This window comes from Streptomyces sp. CWNU-52B (genome assembly GCF_047444975.1).
Lineage (GTDB): Bacteria > Actinomycetota > Actinomycetes > Streptomycetales > Streptomycetaceae > Streptomyces.
Window position 1 is genome coordinate 228,868 of the sequence record NZ_JBLFJV010000013.1, and the last position, 21,231, is coordinate 250,098.

The window sequence follows — 21,231 nt, forward strand, 5'->3', positions numbered from 1 at the left end:
ACTCGCGAATGATCGGCTCTGCCGCAATCCGGGGATCTACGGCAGGCGAACTCGCCTCGTTCGTATGATCGATAAGGCGTTCGCGGGTTACGCTTTAGAACTGGTGATCGCCCTGTGTACGACGATGTTTGTCGATGCCGATACGAGGAGGGTCGTATCGGGGATCCAGAGGGATTCGGGCGATCCTTGAGTGGTGGTCAGTAGGCAGGTGCCACTGCGGCGGACGGGGGCGATTCATAATGGGTGATTTCGTCGGATCCTTACTGTGCCGGATGACGAATCCGAACGCGGACGGTGAGGCATTCCGTTTTGTCGGAGTCGCATCTGGCGACGATCGGAAGAGCACGTCAGACCGTATTTTGACTTACGGTCAACTCGACCGCCGTGCACGCGCATTGGCGGCATGGCTGCAGATGAGGGGAGCCAAGGGCGAGCGGGTCCTGCTCCCGCACTGCGACGGCCCCCTGCAGATCGAGGCACTGCTCGGCTGTCTCTACGCGGGCGCGATCGCGGTGCCCTGCCCGTCTCCACTGAGCGGCGGTCGGTTCGCCCGCCGCCTGGCGCTCATCGCCAAGGACACCGACGCCGCCCTGGTGCTCGCCGACTCCGCCACCGCCCCCGAAGTATCCCGCGTCCTCGCGGGCGGTCTCCTGGTGTGCCTGGCCGCCGACCGGGCGGAACTGCCGAGCCCTGACGACTGGCGCCCGCCGCACCCGGCCGACGACGACATCGCCCTGATCCAGTACACCTCCGGGTCGGTGGCCCGCCCCAACGGCGTCCTGATCACCCAGCGGAACCTGCTGGCCGCGCAGCGCACCCTCACCCGCGCTCTGGGCACGTCCGGCACGTCGGTCGTCGGGGGCTGGCTGCCCTCGTTCCACGACATGGGGCTCCTGGTCCAACTGCTGCACCCTCTCCATCTGGGTGCGTGCGGAGTGGTCATGCCGGCCGGCGCGTTCGCCCGGCGGCCGCTGAGCTGGCTGGAGATGATCGAGAAGCACGGTGTGACGGTCTCCGGAGGCCCCGACTTCGCGTACGCCATGTGTGTGCGGGAGGTGGCGGACGAGCAGGTCGAGAAGCTGGATCTGAGCGGCTGGCGAGTCGCGGTCAACGGTGCCGAACCGGTCCGGGAGACGACACTGCGCGCGTTCGCGCGGAAGTTCGCGCCGGCCGGACTGCGTCCCGAGGCGCTGTACCCGGCGTACGGACTCGCGGAGGCGACCTTGCTGGTCGCGGGCGGCGTCCCCGGACGCGCTCACTCGCGGCGCTCGGTGGACGCCGTCGCGCTCGCCGCGGGCCGGCTCGCCGCGCCCGTGCCCGGCGGCCGGCGGCGGACGCTGGTCGGGGTGGGGCGGCCACTCGGCTCCGAGGTGCTGATCGTCGCCCCCGAGACCCGGCAGGTCCTGGAACCGGGCCGGGTGGGCGAGATCTGGGTCCGCGGAGAGAGCGTCGGAGCGGGCTACTGGGGCGGCCGAGCGGAGTCCGGTGTGAGCTTCGGGGCGAGGACGGGCTATGGAGAGGGAGGCTTTCTGCGCAGCGGAGACCTGGGTGTCAAGGACGAGGAAGGTGAGCTGTTCGTTATCGGCCGGATCAAGGAAAACGTCAACATCAATGGTGCGGACGTTGCTCCGGAGGAGATAGAGGCTTCGGTACAGGAGCAGAATCCTTTGTTCAGAAATACCGCGGTGTTCATCGCGGGCACGGATCTCGATCGGCTCGTCGTGATACAGGAAGTACATGACGAAGGACTGCTCGACAGCGAGTTCCCCGAGCTGGCCGATGTGGTTCAGCGGCATCTGGAAGGAGAGTTCGGCGTGACGGACGCAGCCGTTCTGCTCGTACGCACGGGAGTGGTGCGCCGTACGACGAGCGGGAAGCTTCAGCGGTCCGCCATTCGGAGGGTGTTGGAGGACGGTGGAATCCGCCCTCTGTACCACCACGGTCCCGCACTTGAGTGTGACTTGAGCACGAATTGAGTCCGGCGTAACACCATGTAACGACCTTGGGGGACAACAGAATGCCGATGGATATCAATGTACTCGGCACATGCAGGGTGACTCAGTCCGACAAACAAGTAGTGCCTTCCGCGGTCAAACCGCGCAAGGTGCTCGCCGTTCTGGCGCTCAACCCCGACCGGCCGGTGTCCGTCGGGGTACTCATCGAAGAGGTATGGGGCGAGTCGCCGCCGCCGAGCGTGTCGACGACGCTGCAGACGTACATTCTCCAACTTCGCAATCTCATCACCGCGGCGGTCGGAGGGCCGTCGCCCGATCTGCCGCACGGAGCGAAGAGCGTGCTGGTCACCCAGCCCGGCGGCTATCTGCTGGACACCCAGGGCGGCGCCGTGGACGTGCGCGAGTACGAGCGGTTCTCCGGCGGCGGACACCGGGCGCTCGAAAGGGGCGACCACGAGTCGGCGGCGGACCTGTTCCGCAAGGCGCTCGCCATCTGGCGTGGGCCCGCGCTCGCCGACGTGGAGTGCGGACGGGTCCTGGACGTCGAGGTCACCCGCCTTGAGGAGTCCCGGATCGGCATACTGTGCCAGCGCATCGAGGCGGACCTCCTCATGGGGCGCCATCACGAGATCATCGGCGAACTGTTCGGGCTCGCGGCTCAGTTCCCGCTGCACGAGGGCATCCACCGCCAGCTGATGCTGGCCCTGTACCGGGCCGGGCGCCGCGCCACGGCGCTCCAGGTGTACCAGCGGCTGCGTGACGTGCTCGCCACGGAACTCGGACTGGACCCCAGCTTCGAACTCCAGTCCCTGCACGGCGCGTTGCTCGACTCGTCCTCGGATCTGGGGCTGGAACAGCCGCAACCGGTCTTCGGACGGCGGTCGCCGGGCCGGTACTGACCCGCTCGGAGCACGACTCACGCCGTTTCGCGTGTGCGCCGCCGGGACGGCGTGGGTGAACCGTGGGGAGTGACATCTGGTGCAGGCGGCCGAGGGAAGCGCCGAGGAGTGGGTCCGGGGCCGTGTCGCGGAAGCGGAGACAGCCCTGGCCCCGCTGGACGCGTTCGGGCCAGGTGCGGCCGGAGGGGATCTTCTCCCTGCCGGCGAAGCGCTTCTCGACGACTGCCGATTCGCCGCGGAGTTCGTGCCGCGGGAGCTGGGCGGGCGGCTGGAGCGGATGGACGTCCTCGGCCGGCTCGTCCGCCCGCTCTGCCGTCGGAACCTCGGCCTGGCCCTCGGCCACGGCCTGACCGGCCACGTCGCCGCGACCCCGGTGTGGCTGGCCGGCACCGCGGCGCAACGCGCGTGGGCGGCCGGACTGCTGCTGGGCGGTGAGCGGTTCGCCGTGGCGGGGCCCGCGCCCACCGCGGATCTCCCGCCCGACGGACCGGCGCTCCGTCGGGACGGCAACGGGCGGCGGCTCGCCGGAGTCGGGCGGGGCGTCTGCAACTTCGCGCGGGCCCGTGCGCTCACGGTCGTCGCCGCCACCGCCGAGGGACGGCACGAAGTGGCCCTCGTCGACCGGGAGACGCTGCCCGCCGGAGCCCTGCGCGTGCTCGGCACCCGGGCCGTCGCCGGACTCGAAGGGTGCGAGTTCTCGGACCTGTCGTTCGCCGACTGCCCGGTGCCGGCCGAGACGCTCGTGGGCGCGCCGGACCACGGTGGGGCGACGGCCGCTCGCTCCTCGGTCGTCACCCGGGTCATGCCGCAGAACATGCTCATCGCGGCCACCGACACCTTGCTGCGCACGGCCACCCGGTTCGCGGTGGAGCACCCCGGCGCGGGCTCCTGGGCCCCGTTGCGCGACCCCCACGTCCGCGAGGCGTTGACCGGAGCCCTGCTGAACCTGCTGATCAGCGACTGCCTCACCACGGCGGCAGCGCGCGGTCTCCACCTGCTGCCCGACCGGGTGAGCGCCTGCGCGACCGCCGCCGCCCACCTCGTGCCCAGACTGCTGCGCGACACCGCGTACGCCCTGACCGCGGTGCTGGGCGCGGCGCACTTCGACCGTCGGGGCCCCTACGGCACGTTCGGGCGGACGCTCCGCGACCTCTCCCTGCTCACTCGCGCGAATGCCGGGAACACCGGCGCCCTGGCGCTGCTGAGCGCCCAACTGCCCCGTCTGGCACGCGAGTCCTGGTTCCGGGACAGCCGGCGGCCGCCCGCGGCGCTGCTGCGCCCCTGGCTGGACCTGCCGCCCGCGCGCCTCGCGGCGGTGGCGCCCATGAGCGGAGCCGATCCACTGGTCCCGGTCCTGCTCTCCGGTGCCGGAGCCGACGGTCCGCAGGGGGATCTCGTCGCCGCCTTCGTCGGTGAACTGCGCGACCTGAAGGACCGGTTCACCGCCCTGGACCCGGGCGCGGTCCCTTCGACGCCGCTCCTGCTGGCCCTGGCCGATCGCTATGCCCTGGTGTGCGCGGCGGCGGCCGGTCTCGGCGTCTGGCGCGAGTACCACCTCACCCGGCGCGACACCCTCCTCGCCGACCCGGTCTGGATCACCGGGGCGCTGCACCGCCTGGGCCGGTACCTGGGGTCGGCCGTGCCGGACCCTCCCGAAGACCTGGAGCGCCGTCTCCTCGACGCCGTACTCGACCGTCACGAACAGCGGATCTCCTACGACCTGCACGCGACGCCCGTAGGGCCCGGCCCGGAGGCGGACCTGCCCGCAAGGACAGGGAGATGAAGGAGATGAAGGAGACGAACCAGGGGCCGTACCCCACGGGCGCGGACAGCGGTTCGCTCCCCGTGGCGGTCCCGGCCGCCGGGCTCCTGCCGGTGTCCGGCCCCGGCGGTCCCTGGGAGGAGGCGCTGGAGGTGCTGGCCGCGCGGGGCACGGTCCTCGTGCACGGCAGGGTCGCCGACTGGCTGCCCGAGGAGACCGGCGCACATGCGCTGCGGCCCCTGCTCGGCCGCGACTGGAAGCGCTACGAACGTATCGCCCACCCCCGGGTCCGAGCGGCCTTCCTCGCCTCGCGTCTGATGCTGAGGCACACGGCGGCCCGAGCCCTGTCGGAGGCTCCCGACGCGGTGGAGCTGGCGTACAAGCCGGAAGGCCGCCCGTATCTGCGCGGTTGCGAACAGCTGGACATCAGCCTCAGCCACACAGCGGAGCTGATGGTGGCAGGCGTCACGAGCAGGGGGCTGCTGGGGGTGGACGTGGAACGCGTCGCCCGCCCACTGGCGGGCACGGGTCTGGAGTCGGAGGTCTGCACGCCTCATGAACGGTCGCTGCTGGAGGCCCTTCCCGCAGAGTCGCGCAACAGCGCGCTGGTGCGACTGTGGACCCTGAAGGAGGCGTACACCAAGGCGATCGGCCAAGGCCTGCGGTTCCGCTTCACCGAGTTCGGCCTCGCGTGCGACGACGCGGCGATCGGGCTGCGGCGGCCGGACGGTTCACCGGCCGGGGGAGAGGAGTGGAGTTTCGCGTCGTGGGCGCTGGATTCCGAGTACGTGGTGGGCGTCGCGCTGGGCGAGGAGGGTCCCGGTGGAGCCGTGGACCTCGGATTCCGACCCGCGCCGGACGAGAGGTGCGCCGGGTGCGTCCCACCCGGGATCGGGCGGGACGCACCCGGCGCGGTGCGCTCCGGTTCCGGGCGCTCTCCCTGACGGGGGACGCGCAGGGAGTCCGTCAGAAACTGGGCGCGGCCGAGGGTGACTTGAGGCTGCCCAGGTACGGGTGCCAGAGGTGGGTCGGGTCGTTCTCCACCGCCTCGACGATCTCCCGCATCGCGGCGAGAGCCCGCGGTTCCTCGTCCTCGTACACGTCGCCCTGGAGCATCTTGAGCACGTCGAGGCGGTACCGGTCGTCCTGTACGAAGGCGGTGAAGAGGATGTTCAGGCGGTAGTAGATCCCGATGAACTGGTACCAGTACCCCACCGCCTTGCGGAGTTTGTTCTCGTACCCGGTGAAGCGCTCGTGCTTGAAGTCCCCCGCGGCCGCGGCGGCGATGATGTCCGAGGCCGCGAGCCGGGCGCTGTTGAGTGCGACGCTGACGCCGGAGGAGAAGATCGGGTCGACGAAGCGGGCCGCGTCGCCGACGAGGACGAAGTTGTCGCCCGCTATCTGCTTCATGCCGTAGCTGTAGTCGCCCTCGGTCTTCAGAGACCTGATCTGGTCGGCGTTCTTCAGCACGTCCAGCAGCTCGGGGCGGGAGGCGACGGTGTCCCAGAAGAACTTCTCGCGGTCGCCGCCGTACTCCTGGAAGCGGGACTTCTGGCTGACGACACCGATCGAGGTGATGGTCTCGGTGATCGGGATCTGCCAGACCCAGGTGTCCGTGAGCGGGAGGAAGTGGATGAAGATGTAGTCCGCCTGGTCCTTGTTGACGGCCAGCGCCTTGCGGTCGAGATGGTCGAACCAGGTGTGCACGGCGTACTGGTTGAAGACGGGGTCGGGGACCTTGACCTTCAACTGGTTGCCGAGCCGGGTCTGCCGGCCGCTGGAGTCCACGACCATCCGCACGGGGATGTGGGCCTGTCGCCCTCCAATCCTCACCTCCACGACGGGTATCTCACCGTCGAAGTCCACCTTGCCGACCCGGACGCCCTGGTAGACCTTCGCGCCCAGCTCCTCGGCGTGCTTGAGGAGGATGTGGTCGAACGTGCCGCGGTCGACGTGGAAGGTGTGGTCGCGGTCCACGCCGTCCTGGTCGCGCTCGCTGAACAGGATCTCGGCCGCCCGGAAGTCATGGGTCAGACCGCGGAATCCCATGTGGTTGATGTCCCGCTCCTCGGCGGAGGTCCAGGCGGCGCCGAACTTGAGTGGGAAGCCGGCCGCCTCGATCTTCTCCATGACCCCGATCTCCAGCAGCACCGGGGTGGTGGCCGGGACCAGGGACTCGCCGACGTGCTCGCGCGGAAAGTTCTCCGCCTCGAACACGGCGACGGACAGCCCCGCCTTGGCGAGATAGGAGGCCATGGTCGAGCCTGCCGGGCCACCGCCGATGACTGCGACGTCGAATTCTGCGTCCACGATGCTCTCTCCCTCTCGGTCGGTTCAGACGGCGGGCTGCCGGGTCAGTCCGTGGACCATGTCGGTGATGGCCGTGACGGTGGCGAAGTTGCGGCCGGTGATGTGGGTCGGGGGCACCACCACCCCGAGCCCGGTCCTGATGAAGGAGAGCAGCAACGACGTGTTCATGGAGGTCAGGACGCTCCACTCCAGCAGCGGGGTGTCGTCGGTGAGCTCCGACACCTCGCTCTCGCCGAGGAACTGCTGCTCGATGTACTCGCTGATCCTGCGACGGATCTCTTCGTGGGACAGCGCCGCCACTGGTCCTCCTGGGTGTCGGGGTACGACGTGGTGAGAGCCACGCAGTCGGTGATGCTGGAGGCCGTCGGTGGAGACTCACTCGGCTCCCGCTCGGGCTGGTGCGAGAAGGGCGGGCGACTCCCGCCGCCCCTCGGCCGATCGGGCGAGCCGGCTCGCCAGCGCCGCCCTGAACTCCGGCTCCTGGAGGAAGAAGTGGCCGCCGGGCACGACCGTGAGGTCGAAGACCCCGTCGGTGACCTGTGCCCAGGAGGCCATGGCGGCCGGCTGGGTCAGCAGGTCCGTCCGGCCGGCGAAGGCGGCGAGAGGTACGTCGAGCCGGGGTCCGGGGGCGTGCGTGTAGGACTCCAGGACCCGCAGGTCGGCCCGGATCGCCGGAAGGTAGAAGCGCAGCAGTTCCGGCTCGGCGAGCAGCGTCTCGGGCATGCCGCCGATCCGTGTCAGACCGCGGACGAAACCGTCGTCGGGCAGGTGGTGGAAGGGGCGGTGGGAGAGCGGCTCGGTGGGACCGTTGCGGCCGGACACCAGCAGCAGGGCCGGCGGGGTGCCGAGGCGGTCCAGGGCACGGGCGGCCTCGTATCCCAGGAGGGCGCCGAAGCTGTGACCGAGCAGGGCGTAGGGCCGGTGCCTGCGGTCACCGACGAGCCGCAGCGTTTCCGCGGTGAGCGCGGTGAGGTCGCGCAGCAGGGGTTCACGGACCCGGGTGCCGTGACCGGGGAGTTCCAGAGGGACGACGCAGACGTGTCCGGGGAGGCCGGTCGCGAGCCGGGCGTACGGATGTGCGCTGCCGCCCGCGTGCGGCAGACAGAAGAGGGTGAGGGCGGGGTCGGAGTTCACCGCGGTGCTTCCTTCCGTGGTCGCGCGGATCCCGTGGGCGGGATCACCGGCGGCATCGCAGCAGGAGCCGCTAGAGCCGACGTCGACAGGCGCCCGAGGCGGGACGGGTCTCCTCCGGCGCACACCGTGCGGCACCGGCGGCTGCCCGGCCTCCTCGCCGGCGACGCTCCGCGGCCCGCTCCATCCGCCTCTCAAGGTCCTCTTGAGCGCGCCTGCCTACCGTCCTACTCGCCCGTACGCGAGCCCGTACGCGAGGGAGAAGGGGGTGCCACGGTGAGCGGACCTGCAGGGGGGACCACCTCCGGGACGGCGCACGACCGGATGGTGGAGCGGACAGCGGAACGGACGACACCGCACCGGGGAACGGCGTCCGGCGGGGGGAGTCGCGACGCCCGCGGCAGCGACGGCGCGGCGGACGGTCCGCAGGCCGCCGCGGAGCGGAGGAACCGGCCGGGCCGGGTGCGGCGGGCCCGTGCGACGAGGCGCAGCACACCGTCCCGGGTCCGGCGCAGGGCGCAGAGGGAGGTGGCGGTCGATGGCTGAGAACCGGCAGTACGAGCCTCGCCCCGACGACATCGCCGTCGTCGGGGTCGGATGCCGCTTTCCCGGCGGCGTGCGCGACCTGGACGGGCTGTGGCGGGTGCTGATCGACGGAGTGGACGTCATCACCCCGGTGCCGGCCGACCGGTGGGGCGACGCCTTTCACCACGTGGACCGGCGCACACCCGGCACCACCTACTCCCGCGAGGGCGGCTTCCTCGCCGACATCGACCGGTTCGACGCCGAGTTCTTCGGCATCTCCCCCCGTGAGGCGCGCGGCATGGACCCGCAGCAGCGGCTGCTCCTCGAGGTGTGCTCGGAGGCCATGGAGGACGCCGGAGTGCCGCGCGAGGACTGGCACGGCAGCCGGACCGGCGTCCATGTGGGCATCCTCGCCTCCGACTACCTGCTGCTGCACTCCCGGACCTCCGGCATCGGCGCCGTCGACCCGTACTACGCCACCGGCAAGGAGTTCAGCTTCGCCGCGGGGCGGATCGCGTACACCTTCGGCCTGCACGGGCCCGCGATGGCCGTCAACACCGCCTGCTCGTCCTCGCTCGTCGCCGTCCACCTCGCCTGCCAGGCGCTGCGCGCCGGCGAGGTGGACACCGCCCTGGCCGGCGGTGTCAATGTGATCGTCGCCCCCGAACTCACGGTCTTCATGAGCAAGGTGCGGGCGCTGTCGCCCACCGGCCGATGCCGGCCGTTCGACGCCGCCGCCGACGGGATCGTACGGGGCGAGGGGTGCGGGATCGTCGTGCTGAAGCGGTACGCCGACGCCGTGCGCGACCACGACCGCGTCCACGGCCTGATCCGCGGCAGCGCCGTCAACCAGGACGGCCGCAGCGCCGGCCTCACGGCACCGAACACCCTGGCCCAGCAGGACCTGCTGCGCCGTGCGCTGGAGTCCGCCGGGGTCGGGCCCGGCGAACTCGCGTACGTGGAGGCGCACGGCACGGGCACTCCGCTGGGGGACCCGCTGGAGATCGCCGCGCTGGCCGAGGTGTTCGGACGTACCCGGCCCGCCGGACAGCCGCTGCTCGTGGGTTCCCACAAGGCGCACTTCGGCCACATGGACTCCGCGGCCGGGATCGCCGGACTGCTCAAGACGCTGCTCGTGCTGCGACACCGCACGGTACCCGGCCAGATCCACCACGACCGGCCGGCACCGATGATCGACTGGGCGGCCTCCGGGACGCGGGTACCGGTCGACACCGTCCCGCTCCCCGGCGCGGGCGCGGCGCCGACCGCGGGCGTCAGCGCCTTCGGACTGTCCGGCACGAACGCGCACGTGGTACTGACCGGCGTTCCGCAACCGGTGCCCGACCCGGGCGGCCCGCCCTACACCGTGCTCGTCTCCGCGTCCACCGCCGACGGGCTGCGCCTGCTGGCCGCCGACTACCGTGCCAGGCTCTCCGGGCCGGCCGGGCCCGTCGGTCCGCTCGCGGCGGCGTCCGCCCTTCGCCGCACCCATCTGCGCCACCGTGTCGCCGCGGTCGGCGACGACGCCGCCGGACTCGCGGCCGCGCTCGACGCCGCCGAGGGGGTCCGGGCCGCGGACCCGCCGCCGCGTGTCGTCCACGTCTTCTCCGGCCAGGGCTCCCAGTGGCCGCTCATGGGACTGGACCTGGCGCGGAACGAACCGGTGGTCCGGGAGACCTTGGACGCCTGTGCGGAACTGCTGCGAGCGGACGCCGGCTGGTCGCTGCACGACGTCCTGCGCGACCCCGACCCGGCGCGGGTGCGGGCCACCGACATCGCGCAGCCCGTCCTGTTCGCCGTCCAGGTCGCCCTGGCCCGACTCTGGCAGTCGTGGGGCGTACGCCCCGACGCGGTCGTCGGCCACAGCATGGGCGAGGTCGCCGCCGCGCACATCAGCGGCGCACTGCCGCTCGCCGACGCGGTACGGCTGGTGACGCACCGCGGACGCCTGATGCACCGGGCCGCGGGCACCGGCCGCATGGCCCATGTCGAGCGCGGTGCCGAGCAGGTGCGGGCATGGCTCGCGGCCCGCCATCCCCAGGTGTGCGTGGCCACCGAGAACGGGCCGGAATCGGTGGTCGTCGCCGGGCCGGTGGGCCCCCTGCACGAGGCGGTGCGGGAACTCGCAGGCACCGGGGCGAACGTGGTGGAACTCCCGGTCGACCACGCCTTCCACTCCCCGCTGATGCAGCCGTACGCCGACGAACTCGCGGACCTCATGCGGGACCTGGTCCCGGCGGAGCCCACGATCCCCTTCCTGTCGACCGCCGTGCCGGGCAGCCCCGGGCCGCTCGACGCGGCCTACTGGAGCGCCAACGTTCGCGAGCCGGTGCGGCTGTGGCCGGTCGTCGACGCCCTGCTGGCCGAGGCCGACACGGCGTTCGTCGAACTGGGGGCCCACCCCGTCCTGGCCCGCCCCCTCCGGAGCGCCCTGTCCCACCGCGGCCGCACGGGTCCGGTCGTGTCGTCCTTGTGCCGGGGCCAGGACGGCCCCGGCGCGCTCGCACGCTCCCGGGCCCGACTCCACGAGGCCGGTGTGCTCGTCGACTGGGCGGCGGTGCACGGTGGTACGCCGGTAGCGCCGGTGACCCTGCCGCCCCACCGCTGGGCGGACGAGCGGCACTGGCTGGAGGGTGTGGCGCGCGGCCAACAGGGTGGCGCGTCGGACCTGGACGGTGTGCGGGCGGAGGTCCGGCTGGTCGACGCGAGCGGTGAGGTGATCGCCGACTTCGCGGGCGGCACCCGGTCCTTGGCCGGCGGCCTCCCCTCCCCTGTGGACCCTTCGGCCACCGAGCCGCAGCGGGTGCCGCGGACGGTTCCGGAACCGGTCCCGGACCCCTTGCCCGCACCGCGGCCGGCCGTCCGCGACCGCGAACAGGTGGCCTCCGTCCTGCACGACACGCTGGCCGGGGTCCTCGGTCACGGTCCGCACAAGCGGCTCCCGCGCGACCGCGGCCTGTTCGAGCTGGGTGTCGACTCACTCTCCGTGGTGGAGTTCGCCGGCCGTGTCGCCCGGACCCTGAACGTCCCGGTGGACGGCGCGGACGCACTGGCCTGCGGCACTCTCGACGCCTTCACCGACCACGTGCTGCCCCTGTTGCCGCAGGAGCCCGCAGGCTCGGCGGTCCCACCCGCCTCCGCCGCCGACGCCGTCAGGTCCGGGGCGGCCGACCCGGACGCCTCGAAGCCCGCCGAGCGGAACAGCCGGAACAGCCCGAACGGCACCGTGCCGGCCACGGGCATCGAGCCCGTCGCCGTCATCGGCATCGGCTGCCGACTGCCCGGCGGCGTGACCGGGCCCGACGGCTTCTGGCGGTTGCTGGAGGCGGGGACCGACACGACCGGTGAGGTGCCCACGGCACGCTGGGACACCGACTCGGCGGACGACGGGCCCCGGCGCGGGGCCTTCCTCGACGAGGTCGACGGGTTCGACAACGCCTTCTTCCGGATCGCGCCCCGCGAGGCACGGACCATGGACCCGCAGCAGCGGCTGTTCCTGGAAGTCGCCTGGGAGGCACTGGAGGACGCGGGACTTCCCGCGGACCGGCTGAGCGGCACCCCCACCGGGGTGTTCGTCGGGCTCAACACCACCGACTACCAGCAGCTGGTGACCCGCCGTCGGACGGACGTCGACCTCTACTACGGCACCGGCAACGCCTTCAGCGCCACAGCGGGAAGGCTGTCGTACTTCCTGGGAACGCGCGGCCCGAGTATCGCCGTCGACACCGCCTGCTCGTCCTCCCTCACCGCCGTGCACCTGGCCTGCCAGAGCCTGCGCGCGGGGGAGAGCCGGGTCGCGCTGGCGGGGGGCGTGAACGTCATGGCGACCCCGACGGTCTTCCTGTCGATGGGCGCGGCGGGAGCCCTCGCCCCTGACGGCCGGTGCAAGACGTTCGACGACTCCGCCGACGGCTACGGCCGGGGTGAGGGCGCGGGCGTGGTCGTCCTCAAGCGCCTCTCCGAGGCGGTGCGCGACGGCGACCGCGTCTACGCGGTCCTCCGCGGCAGCGCCGTCAACCAGGACGGAGCCAGCGGCGGATTCACGGTGCCCAGCGGGGCGGCGCAGGAAGAGGTCATCCGCACGGCCCTGGAGCAGGCCGGGATCGCCCCGGGAGACGTGTCGTACGTGGAGGCGCACGGCACCGGGACCCGGCTCGGCGACGCCGTCGAACTCCGCGCGCTGGCCGGAGCGCTGGGCGGCGGCCGGCCCGCGGACCGGCCGCTCCTGGTCGGCTCGGTGAAGACCAACGTCGGACACCTGGAGGCCGCCGCCGGGGTCACCGGTCTGATCAAGACGGTGCTGGCGCTGGGCCGGGACCGCATCCCGGGTCAGCTGCACCTGGACACGCCGACCCGCCAGGTCGACTGGGAGCGGCTGCCGATCGAGGTGACCGGCCGGCCGGTGCCCTGGCCGCGCGGTGAGCGGCCCCGTGTCGCGGGGGTCAGCGCGTTCGGCTTCACCGGGACCAACGCCCACGTCCTGGTGGAGGAGGCGCCCCGGCCGGAGCCCGCTCCCGTTCCGGCTCCCGCTCCCGCGACGACCAGGCCGTACGTCCTCACCGTGTCCGCCGCGACCCCCGAGGCCCTGACCGCCGCCGCGGACCGGCTGCGCCGACGGGTCCTCGATGCCGACGACCGTGAACTCGCCGACCTGTGCTGGACGTCGGGTGCCCGCCGGGCTCACCTCGACCACCGGCTCACGGCTGTCGGAGGCACCCGCGACGAACTCGTGCGGGCACTGGACCGGGCCCGCCCGGTGCGCGCCCGGCCGCAGGCGCGGGTGATGTTCGTCTACGGCAGGACGCCCGCCGATCCGACTCCGGCCGGGGAACTGCTGGCCGGCGACGCGAAGGGCACGGCCGCCTACCGGGCGGCTCTCACCGAGGCGCGCGCCGCGGTGAGAGCCGAGCGGGGGGACACCGGGCCGGCGCGCGAAGGCACCCCGGATCCGGGCGAGGTGTTCGCCGGGCACCTGGCGATGACCGCCCTGTGGCGGGCGCTCGGCGTGACACCCGGCGCGATCGCCGCCTGGGACCTCGGTGAGTACGCGGCCGGCGTGGTCGCGGGCGACCTCACCCTCGCGCGGGCCGCGCGGCTGCTCGTGGCCGAAGAACCCGTCCCCCGGCCCGCAGTGGGCCCTGAGCTGCCACGCCACTCGGCCGCGGCCGGCTGGGCCGAACTGGCCGGGGAGGTCGCCGAGGCAGGCGTCGACGTGCTGCTCGACGTCGGCACCGGCAGCCGCGCCATTCGCATGCTGGACGCCGCCCTGCACGCGGCGGCCGAGCCCGGAGCGGAGACTCCGCTGCTGCTCACCGCCCCGCTCGTGCGGCAGGCCAGCGGAGTCGAGAAGGCGTACGCGGGCCCGGTGCAGTTGCTGGAGACGGCCGCCGCCCTGCACGCGCACGGCGTGCCCGTCGACTGGGACCGCCTGGTGCCGGGCCCGCACCGGCCCGTACCACTGCCCACGTACCCCTGGCAGCGCAAGCCGTACTGGGTGGACGGGGCCCACACCGTCGAACCGGCGGCCCGGCTGACGGCGCCCGAACCCGGGCCCACCGGCGGCCTCGCGGCGCGACTGTCGGCCACGCCGCCGGACCGCCGGGAGGCCCAACTCGTCGACGTGCTCCTCGATCTCGCCGCCAAGGTGCTCGGCGAGGATGCCGACATCGCACCCGACCAGGGCTTCTTCGACCTGGGCATGGACTCGGTCCTTTCCCAGGAGTTCAAGCGGCGGACCGAGGAGACGCTGGGCGTCGACCTGCCCGGCACCGTCCTGTTCGAATGCCCCGACGTCCTGTCCTTCGCCCACTTCGTCCTCGACGAGGTCCTCACCGAGCCGTCGCAGGAGGCCGCCCGGCCCGAGGACCCCGCAGACCCCGAGGACCTCGACGACGCATCCCTGCTGAGCCGTCTCGACGACGCCCTGGCGTCCTCCGAAGCCCTGTTCACCGAGGGAGACCGATCATGACGACCCCGGACTACCGCGCACGCCTCGTGGAGGCCGTCCGGACCATCGAGAAACTCCAGGACCGGCTCGCGAAGAACCGTGCCGGGCGGCTCGACGAGCCGATAGCCGTCATCGGGCTCGGCTGCCGCCTGCCGGGCGGGGCGGACAGCCCGGAGGAGCTGTGGCGGATGCTGTGCGACGGCACCGACACCATCCGGGACTTTCCCGCCGACCGCGGCGACGCGCACGCCCTGCTCGACCCCGACCCGGAGCAGCCGGGCAAGGCGTACACCGTCCGTGGCGGCTTTCTCGACGAGCGCGTCGACCTCTTCGAGCCGGCCGTGTTCGGCATCTCCCCGCGCGAGGCCCTCGGCATGGACCCCCAGCAGCGGCTCGTGCTGGAGGTCGGCTGGGAGGCACTGGAACGGGCCGGATACGCGCCCGACCGGCTGTCCGGCAGCGCCACCGGCGTCTACCTCGGAGTGTCCACCACCGACTACGTACGGCTGCGGCAGAGCGAGGGCGACATCCGGGACGTGGACGCCTACCAGCTCGTGGGTGAGCCCAGCTTCGTCGCCGGCCGACTCTCGTACACCCTCGGCCTCCAGGGGCCCAGCAAGGTGATCGACACGACCTGCTCGTCCTCCCTGGTGGCACTGCACGAAGCCTGCCAGGCGCTGCGCACCGGAGAGTGCGACATGGCACTGGCGGGCGGCGTGAACCTGATGCTCGCCCCGTACGGCTTCGTGCTGATGAGCAAGTTCGGCGCGCTGTCGCCGGACGGTCGCTGCAAGACGTTCGACGCGAGCGCCGACGGATACGTACGCGGCGAGGGCGCCGGGATCGTGGTCCTCAAACGACTCTCCGAGGCGCAGCGCGACGGCGACACCGTGCTCGCGCTGGTGCGCGGCTCGGCCGTCAACCACGACGGCCGCAGCAGCGGGCTCACCGTGCCCAATCCCGCGGCCCAGCAGCAGGTCGTGCGGGCCGCTCTGGAACAGGCGGGCATCGACCCCGGCGACATGGACTACGTGGAGGCCCACGGCACCGGAACGGCGCTCGGCGACCCCATCGAACTACGCGCCCTGCAGGCCGTGATCGGACGACACAGGCCCGAGGACACACCCCTGCGGGTGGGATCGATCAAGACGAACATCGGCCATCTGGAGTCGGCGGCCGGCATCGCGGGCGTACTGAAGGTCGTCCTCGCGCTGCAACACGGCCGGATCCCGCCGCACCTGCACTTCGACGAACCCAATCCCCACGTCGACTGGAACCTGCTGAACATCGAGGTCACCCGGGACGGTGGCTCCTGGGACGCCGTCGACGGCCGGCCCCGGACCGGTGGGGTCAGCGGCTTCGGCGCGAGCGGAACCAACGCGCACTGCGTGCTCAGCGCCGCGCCGGCGACGTCCGACAGCGAGCCCGACTACGGGCCCGGAGTGCTGACCCTGTCCGCGCACTCCGGTGAAGCCCTCGCCGAACTGGCCGGCCGCTACGCCCGCCATCTGCGCGCCGCCCCCGGCGTCCCGCTCCTCGACGCGTGCTGGACCACTCAGACGGGCCGGTCCCGGCAACGCCACGGACTCGCCGTCACCGGCTACGGCGCCGCCGACCTCGCCGACACCCTCGACGCGTTCGCGAGCGGCGAGCGGCCGGCCCCGGCCGCGACCACGGTCCTGCCGGCCCACAAGCACCGCAGGACGGCCTGGCTGTTCACCGGGCAGGGCGCCCAGTACACGGGCATGGCCAGGGGCCTGGCGGACGAACCCGCCTTCCGCGCCCCCTTCGACGAGGCCGCCGCCCTCTTCGACCAGCACACGGACCGGCCGCTGGCCGCCGTCGTCTGGCCCGGGGACGGACAGAGCTCGCCGGTCGACGACACCCGCTACACCCAGCCGGCCCTGTTCGCCGTCGAGTACGCCCTCGCCCGGATGTGGCAGTCCTGGGGGCTCACACCCGGCGGGCTCCTCGGCCACAGCATCGGAGGGATCGTCGCGGCCTGCGTCGCCGGAGTCCTCGACCTGCCCGACGCCGTGCGCCTCGTGGCGGCCCGCGCCGCGCTCATGGCCGCACTGCCGCCCGGCGGTGCCATGGCCGCCGTCGACTGCGACGAGGCCACCGCCCGCGCCGCGCTCGCGGACCGCGCCGGCACGGTGTCGCTCGCCGTGGTCAACGGCCCCTCGGAGGTGGTCGTCTCGGGTGCCGCGGGCGACGTCGACGCCGTGACCGCACAGCTGCGTCGCGGGGGAGCGCGCAGCACACCACTGACCGTGTCGCACGCCTTCCACTCCCCGTTGCTCGCGCCGATGATGGACGACTTCCGCGCGGTCGCCCGGTCGCTCACCCACCACGCGCCCACCCTGCCCCTGATCTCCGACCACACCGGTCGTCCCTGGACCGAGGAGGACGCGGACCCCGACCACTGGGTACGCCACGCCGCCGGTACCGTCCGCTTCCACGACGGACTCAAGTCCCTGCACGGCAGCGGCGTACGCACCTTCCTGGAGATCGGTCCCGCCCCGGTGCTCAGCGGCATCGGAGAACGCGCCGGCCTGGACGGGCACTGTCTGTGGCTGCCCTCCCTGTACCGGCCGCGGGCCGGGGCACCCGACGACCGCACCGCGGTCCGGCGCGCGCTCGGCCTGCTGCATCTGCGCGGTGACACTGTCGACTGGGCGGCCGTGCGCTCGGAGGGCACCGGACACGCTCCCCGGCGCGTGCCCCTGCCCGTCACGCCGTGGCGAGGTGAGCGCTACTGGTACGAGCCCCGGCGGCAGACCCCGCCCGCCCGGACCGGCAGTGAGCTGCCGGGGATCGGCAGGCGGCTGCGCAGCGCCGTACCGACCTACGAGCTCCCACTGGACGACACCGACTGGGAACGCTACGCGCGCACGGGGTCGGACGGCTTCTGCTTCCTGCCCGTCGGGTCGATGGCCCGTGTGATCCTGACGGCGGCCGCGGACGCGCTCGGCGGGGCGTGGGCCTGCGTCGAGAAGCTCGACGTGCTGCGCCGCATCCCCATGAACCACGACGGACGGATCCTGCAGATCACCGTCACCGCGGGCGCGGACGACCACGCGATCGTGGAAATCCTCAGCCAGTCCCCGGCCGAGGAGGCAGCCGGTGCGCCCTGGACCTCGCACTCGCGGGCGCTGCTGCGGCGCCGGACGGGCACCGGGCAGCTGGGCAGGACGTCCGAGGCCCCGGCGCTTCCCCATCCCGGATACGGCGACGAACTCAGCTACGCGACCTCCTCGCTGTCCTCGGCCCTGGTCGGCGCGGTCACCTCGGCGCACCGCGGCGGCGCCGGTGTCCTCGTGGCGCTCTCCCCGCGCGACGGCGACACCACCGATCACGCCGTGCAGGTGATGGACGCGGCTGTCGCGGCGCTCTCCTGGGACGCCGGTCTCGGGGAGGCCGGCTACGCGTGCAGCGTGACCGAGGCCTCCGCCCAACTGCTGGAACGCGTGCGGTACGTCCGTGCCGTCGCCGACGGCCGCCACGACGCCGACACGGTCAGCGGCACCGTCGACCTCTTCGGCGCGGACGGCGGGTACCTCGGCGGCATCCGTGAACTCCGGGTGGTCACCGAGACGTCGGCCGCGCCCGCCGCCGCACCCTGGCGCCACCCGGACGAGTTGCTGAGCCGCATCGAATGGCAGCCGACGGCCCCGTCGGCGGACCCGGACCTGTCCGGTGAGGGATGGCTGCTCGTCGCCGACCGGACCGGTGTCGCACCACGTCTGGCCGGAGCGCTGGGTGCACGCGGCGCCCACTGCCGCGTGCAGGAGACCGAGGACGGCTCGGCGGACCTGGACGGCTGGCTGGCCGCTCTCCCCGAGGACGTGACACCCCACCGGGTCGTCCTGCTGACCGGCCTGGACGCTCCCGGGCCGGACAACGCGGAACCCGAGGCACTGACCGATTTCCGGGACCGCACCGAACTGGCCGCCGTCGCACTGGTGCAGGCACTGCTGACCCGGCCCGCGTGCACCCGCACCGGGTTGAGTCTCGTCACCCGGGGTGCCGTGGCCGCGGTGCCGGAGCAAGGAGTCACCTCGCCGTTCGCCGGGACACTGTGGGGGCTCGGCCGCGTCGTCGCCCTGGAACACCACGAGCACTGGGCGGGAGCCGTCGACCTGGACCCCGATGCGACGGACGCCGACGCGGAGGCGGCGGCGCTGACCGCGGCCCTTGCCGACACGGCCGCCGAGGACCAGCAGGCGCTGCGCACCGGGGGACGCCGGGTCGCCCGGCTCGTCGGATTCCCGCACACCGCGAGGCAACTGCGCCGCAGGCCGCGTATCGACCGCGGCGGCACCTACCTGATCACCGGTGCGTTCGGCGGCATCGGCCGGTCGGTGGCCCACCGGCTCGCCCAGTACGGCGCGGGCAAAGTGGTCCTGCTCGGACGTACACCGCTGCCGCCCCGCACCGAGTGGAACGACCCCGGCCTCGAACCCGCCGTCCGCGCACGCGTGGACTTCGTCGGCGAACTGGAGGCGACAGGGGTGCTGGTCGACGTCGTCGCGGCCGACGTGTGCAGCGTCGAGGACATGCTGCCGACGATGCAGGGGCTGGCGGCCGGAATCATGCCCCTGCGCGGGGTGGTGCACGCGGCCGGCACCTCCGTACCGCAGTACCTCAAGGACATCCCGGTGGCCGATCCGCGTGACTACGACGCGGTGTGGCGCCCCAAGGTGGTGGGCGGCTGGCTGCTCCACCAACTGACCGAGGGCCTGAAACTCGACTTCTTCCTCGGGTTCTCCTCGATCGCCGCGACCTGGGGATCGCAGCACCTCACCAGCTACGCCGCCGCCAACTCCTTCCTCGACGCGCTGGCCGAACACCGGCGCGCCCAGGGCCTGACCGCGCTGACCGTCAGCTGGGGCCCGTGGGAACTGGCCTCCGACCTCTTCGGCACGGACGTGCTCGAATTCCTCACTTCCACCGGGCTGCGCACCCTGTCCGCGCCGCAGTGCCTCAGGCTCCTGGACGCCCTGCTCGCCGGGAAGGCACCGCAGGCCGTCGTGTGCGCGGCCGACTGGTCGATGTACAAGACGGTGATGGAGGCCCGCGCCGACCGGCCCGTGCTGCGTACCGTCGAGATCGCCGAGGACACCGGCGGCGGCACACCGGCGGCAGTGGTGGAGGAGCTCGCCGGGGCCGACGCGGCGGGGCGTACGGCGCTGCTGACCGCCTATGTGCAGGGGGTGCTCGGCCAGGTGCTGGCGCTGCCGCCGGAGGCGATGTCGCCCGAGGCGGACGTGATGTCCCACGGCCTGGACTCCCTGATGGTCATGGAGGTCGTCAAGCGCTGCAAGGCCGACCTGGGGGTCGGGGTGCGCCCGGGTCAGTTCTTCGAGCGGACCACGCTGGAGGACTGGGTCCGGCTGCTCGACGGCGAGCTGGGCGGTGGTGCGGGCGGCCAGGAGTCCTCCGCGGACGCGGCGGACATGACGCGACCGGCGATGATCGCGGCGCACACCGAACTCGATCCGGTCATCGTGCCGGCCGGCCGCGCCGGCGACCGTCATCAGGACCCGGGGCACGTCCTGCTCACCGGAGCCACCGGCTTCCTCGGCGCCTACCTCCTCGACGAACTGCTGGCCACCACCGGTGCCGCCGTGCACTGTCTGGTGCGCTGCGACACTCCGGAGGAGGGGCTGCGGCGGATCCGGCAGAACAGCGAGAAGTACCTGCCGTGGCGGGCGGACGAGCAGGAGCGGATCACGGTCGTGCCGGGTGACCTGGCGGAACCGCTGCTCGGTCTCGACGAGGCGGAGTTCGACCGCCTCGCCGGCACCCTGGACGCGATCTACCACAACGGGGCCTGGGTCAACTTCTCCTACACCTACGACCAGTTGAGTCCGGCCAACGTCGGCGGCACTCAGGAGGTCCTGCGGCTGGCCTGCCGCGGGCCGGAGCAGACACCGGTGTCGTACGTGTCGACGTACGGGATCTGGGGCATCCCCTCCGACGGTCGGACCGTCGTCGGGGAGAACGACGACATCATGGGTGCGGGCAAGCTGGTGACGGGCTACGTCCAGACCAAGTGGGCGGCCGAACTCCTGGTCCGCCAGGCGCAGGAGCGCGGCATCCCGGTCGACGTGTACCGGCCGGGCCGAGTGCTGGGCGACTCGCGTACCGGGGCATGCCTGACCACCCACTTCACGACACGGGTGATCAAGGGGTGTGTGCAGTTGGGGCTCGCCCCCGATCTCGACCTGGAGATCGAGATGACCCCGGTCGACTACGTCACCTCCGCGCTGGTGCGGATCTCCCGCGGGACGCACGACTTCGGCCGCACCTACCACCTGGTCAATCGGCGCAAGGCGACCTTCGCGGAGTTGCTGGCGGCGATGGCCGGGCACGGCTGGGAGTTCGCCACCGTGCCGGTGGAGGAGTGGTGGCGGGCGCTCCAGGACTCCTACGCGGTCCACGACAACGAACTGCACCCCGTGATGACGGTCGTCGAGGAGTTCGTGGTCGGCGGTGAGGAAGCCATCGACTACGACGCCGCCGGCACCGAGGAGATGCTCGCCGGGACGGGCATCGGCTGCCCGCCGCTCGACGAGGCCCTGCTGTCCCTGTACTTCGACTGGATGACCCGGACGGGGTACTTGCCCGCCTCGCGCGGCGCGGACCGGAATCCGTCGGCCGTCTGATCCGTGCCGCGTCCGTCGGCACGGACGGTTC

At 72.6% G+C, this 21,231-nt stretch carries 9 protein-coding genes; 6 read left to right on the forward strand and 3 right to left on the reverse strand.

What is annotated here, in order from left to right; genetic code table 11:
• Window positions 1–272 precede the first annotated feature (272 nt).
• The 4 genes from ACLVWQ_RS15995 to ACLVWQ_RS16010 all read left to right on the forward strand — a co-directional run bounded on the left by ACLVWQ_RS15995 (window position 273) and on the right by ACLVWQ_RS16010 (window position 5,560).
• Window positions 273–1,976: a fatty acyl-AMP ligase gene (locus ACLVWQ_RS15995; RefSeq protein ID WP_414109353.1), complete on the forward strand. Its 1,704-nt coding sequence runs from the start codon at window positions 273–275 to the stop codon at window positions 1,974–1,976.
• Window positions 1,977–2,023: 47 nt separating this feature from the next.
• On the forward strand, window positions 2,024–2,854 hold the full coding sequence (locus ACLVWQ_RS16000; RefSeq protein ID WP_414109355.1) for an AfsR/SARP family transcriptional regulator: 831 nt from the start codon (window positions 2,024–2,026) through the stop codon (window positions 2,852–2,854).
• Window positions 2,855–2,933: 79 nt separating this feature from the next.
• The gene (locus ACLVWQ_RS16005) at window positions 2,934–4,637 is read left to right on the forward strand and encodes an acyl-CoA dehydrogenase (protein WP_414109356.1); all 1,704 of its coding nucleotides are present in this window, start codon (window positions 2,934–2,936) and stop codon (window positions 4,635–4,637) included.
• Window positions 4,634–5,560 carry a 4'-phosphopantetheinyl transferase family protein gene (locus tag ACLVWQ_RS16010; RefSeq protein ID WP_414109357.1) on the forward strand — a complete coding sequence of 309 codons (927 nt, stop codon included), beginning with the start codon at window positions 4,634–4,636 and terminating at the stop codon, window positions 5,558–5,560. Before ACLVWQ_RS16005 ends, ACLVWQ_RS16010 begins: the two co-directional genes overlap by 4 nt.
• A 22-nt stretch (window positions 5,561–5,582) precedes the next feature.
• On the opposite strand, the gene ACLVWQ_RS16015 is transcribed toward ACLVWQ_RS16010, so the two are convergent.
• From ACLVWQ_RS16015 to ACLVWQ_RS16025, 3 genes are all read right to left on the reverse strand, one after another.
• Window positions 5,583–6,926, reverse strand: coding sequence for an NAD(P)/FAD-dependent oxidoreductase (locus ACLVWQ_RS16015; protein WP_414109358.1), 1,344 nt, complete (start codon window positions 6,924–6,926; stop codon window positions 5,583–5,585).
• A gap of 24 nt (window positions 6,927–6,950) precedes the next feature.
• Window positions 6,951–7,226, reverse strand: coding sequence for an acyl carrier protein (locus tag ACLVWQ_RS16020; protein WP_414109359.1), 276 nt, complete (start codon window positions 7,224–7,226; stop codon window positions 6,951–6,953).
• A gap of 75 nt (window positions 7,227–7,301) precedes the next feature.
• Window positions 7,302–8,060, reverse strand: coding sequence for a thioesterase II family protein (locus ACLVWQ_RS16025; protein ID WP_414109360.1), 759 nt, complete (start codon window positions 8,058–8,060; stop codon window positions 7,302–7,304).
• 535 nt (window positions 8,061–8,595) lie between these two features.
• Here ACLVWQ_RS16025 and ACLVWQ_RS16030 point away from each other — a divergent pair.
• Together ACLVWQ_RS16030 and ACLVWQ_RS16035 are read left to right on the forward strand one after the other, a co-directional pair.
• Entirely contained in the window at window positions 8,596–14,550 is a 5,955-nt protein-coding gene (locus ACLVWQ_RS16030; protein WP_414109361.1) for a type I polyketide synthase, read from the forward strand.
• A complete protein-coding gene (locus ACLVWQ_RS16035) occupies window positions 14,547–21,200 on the forward strand; it encodes a thioester reductase domain-containing protein (protein ID WP_414109362.1) in 6,654 nt (2,217 codons plus the stop codon). Before ACLVWQ_RS16030 ends, ACLVWQ_RS16035 begins: the two co-directional genes overlap by 4 nt.
• The last annotated feature ends 31 nt before the right edge of the window (window positions 21,201–21,231 follow it).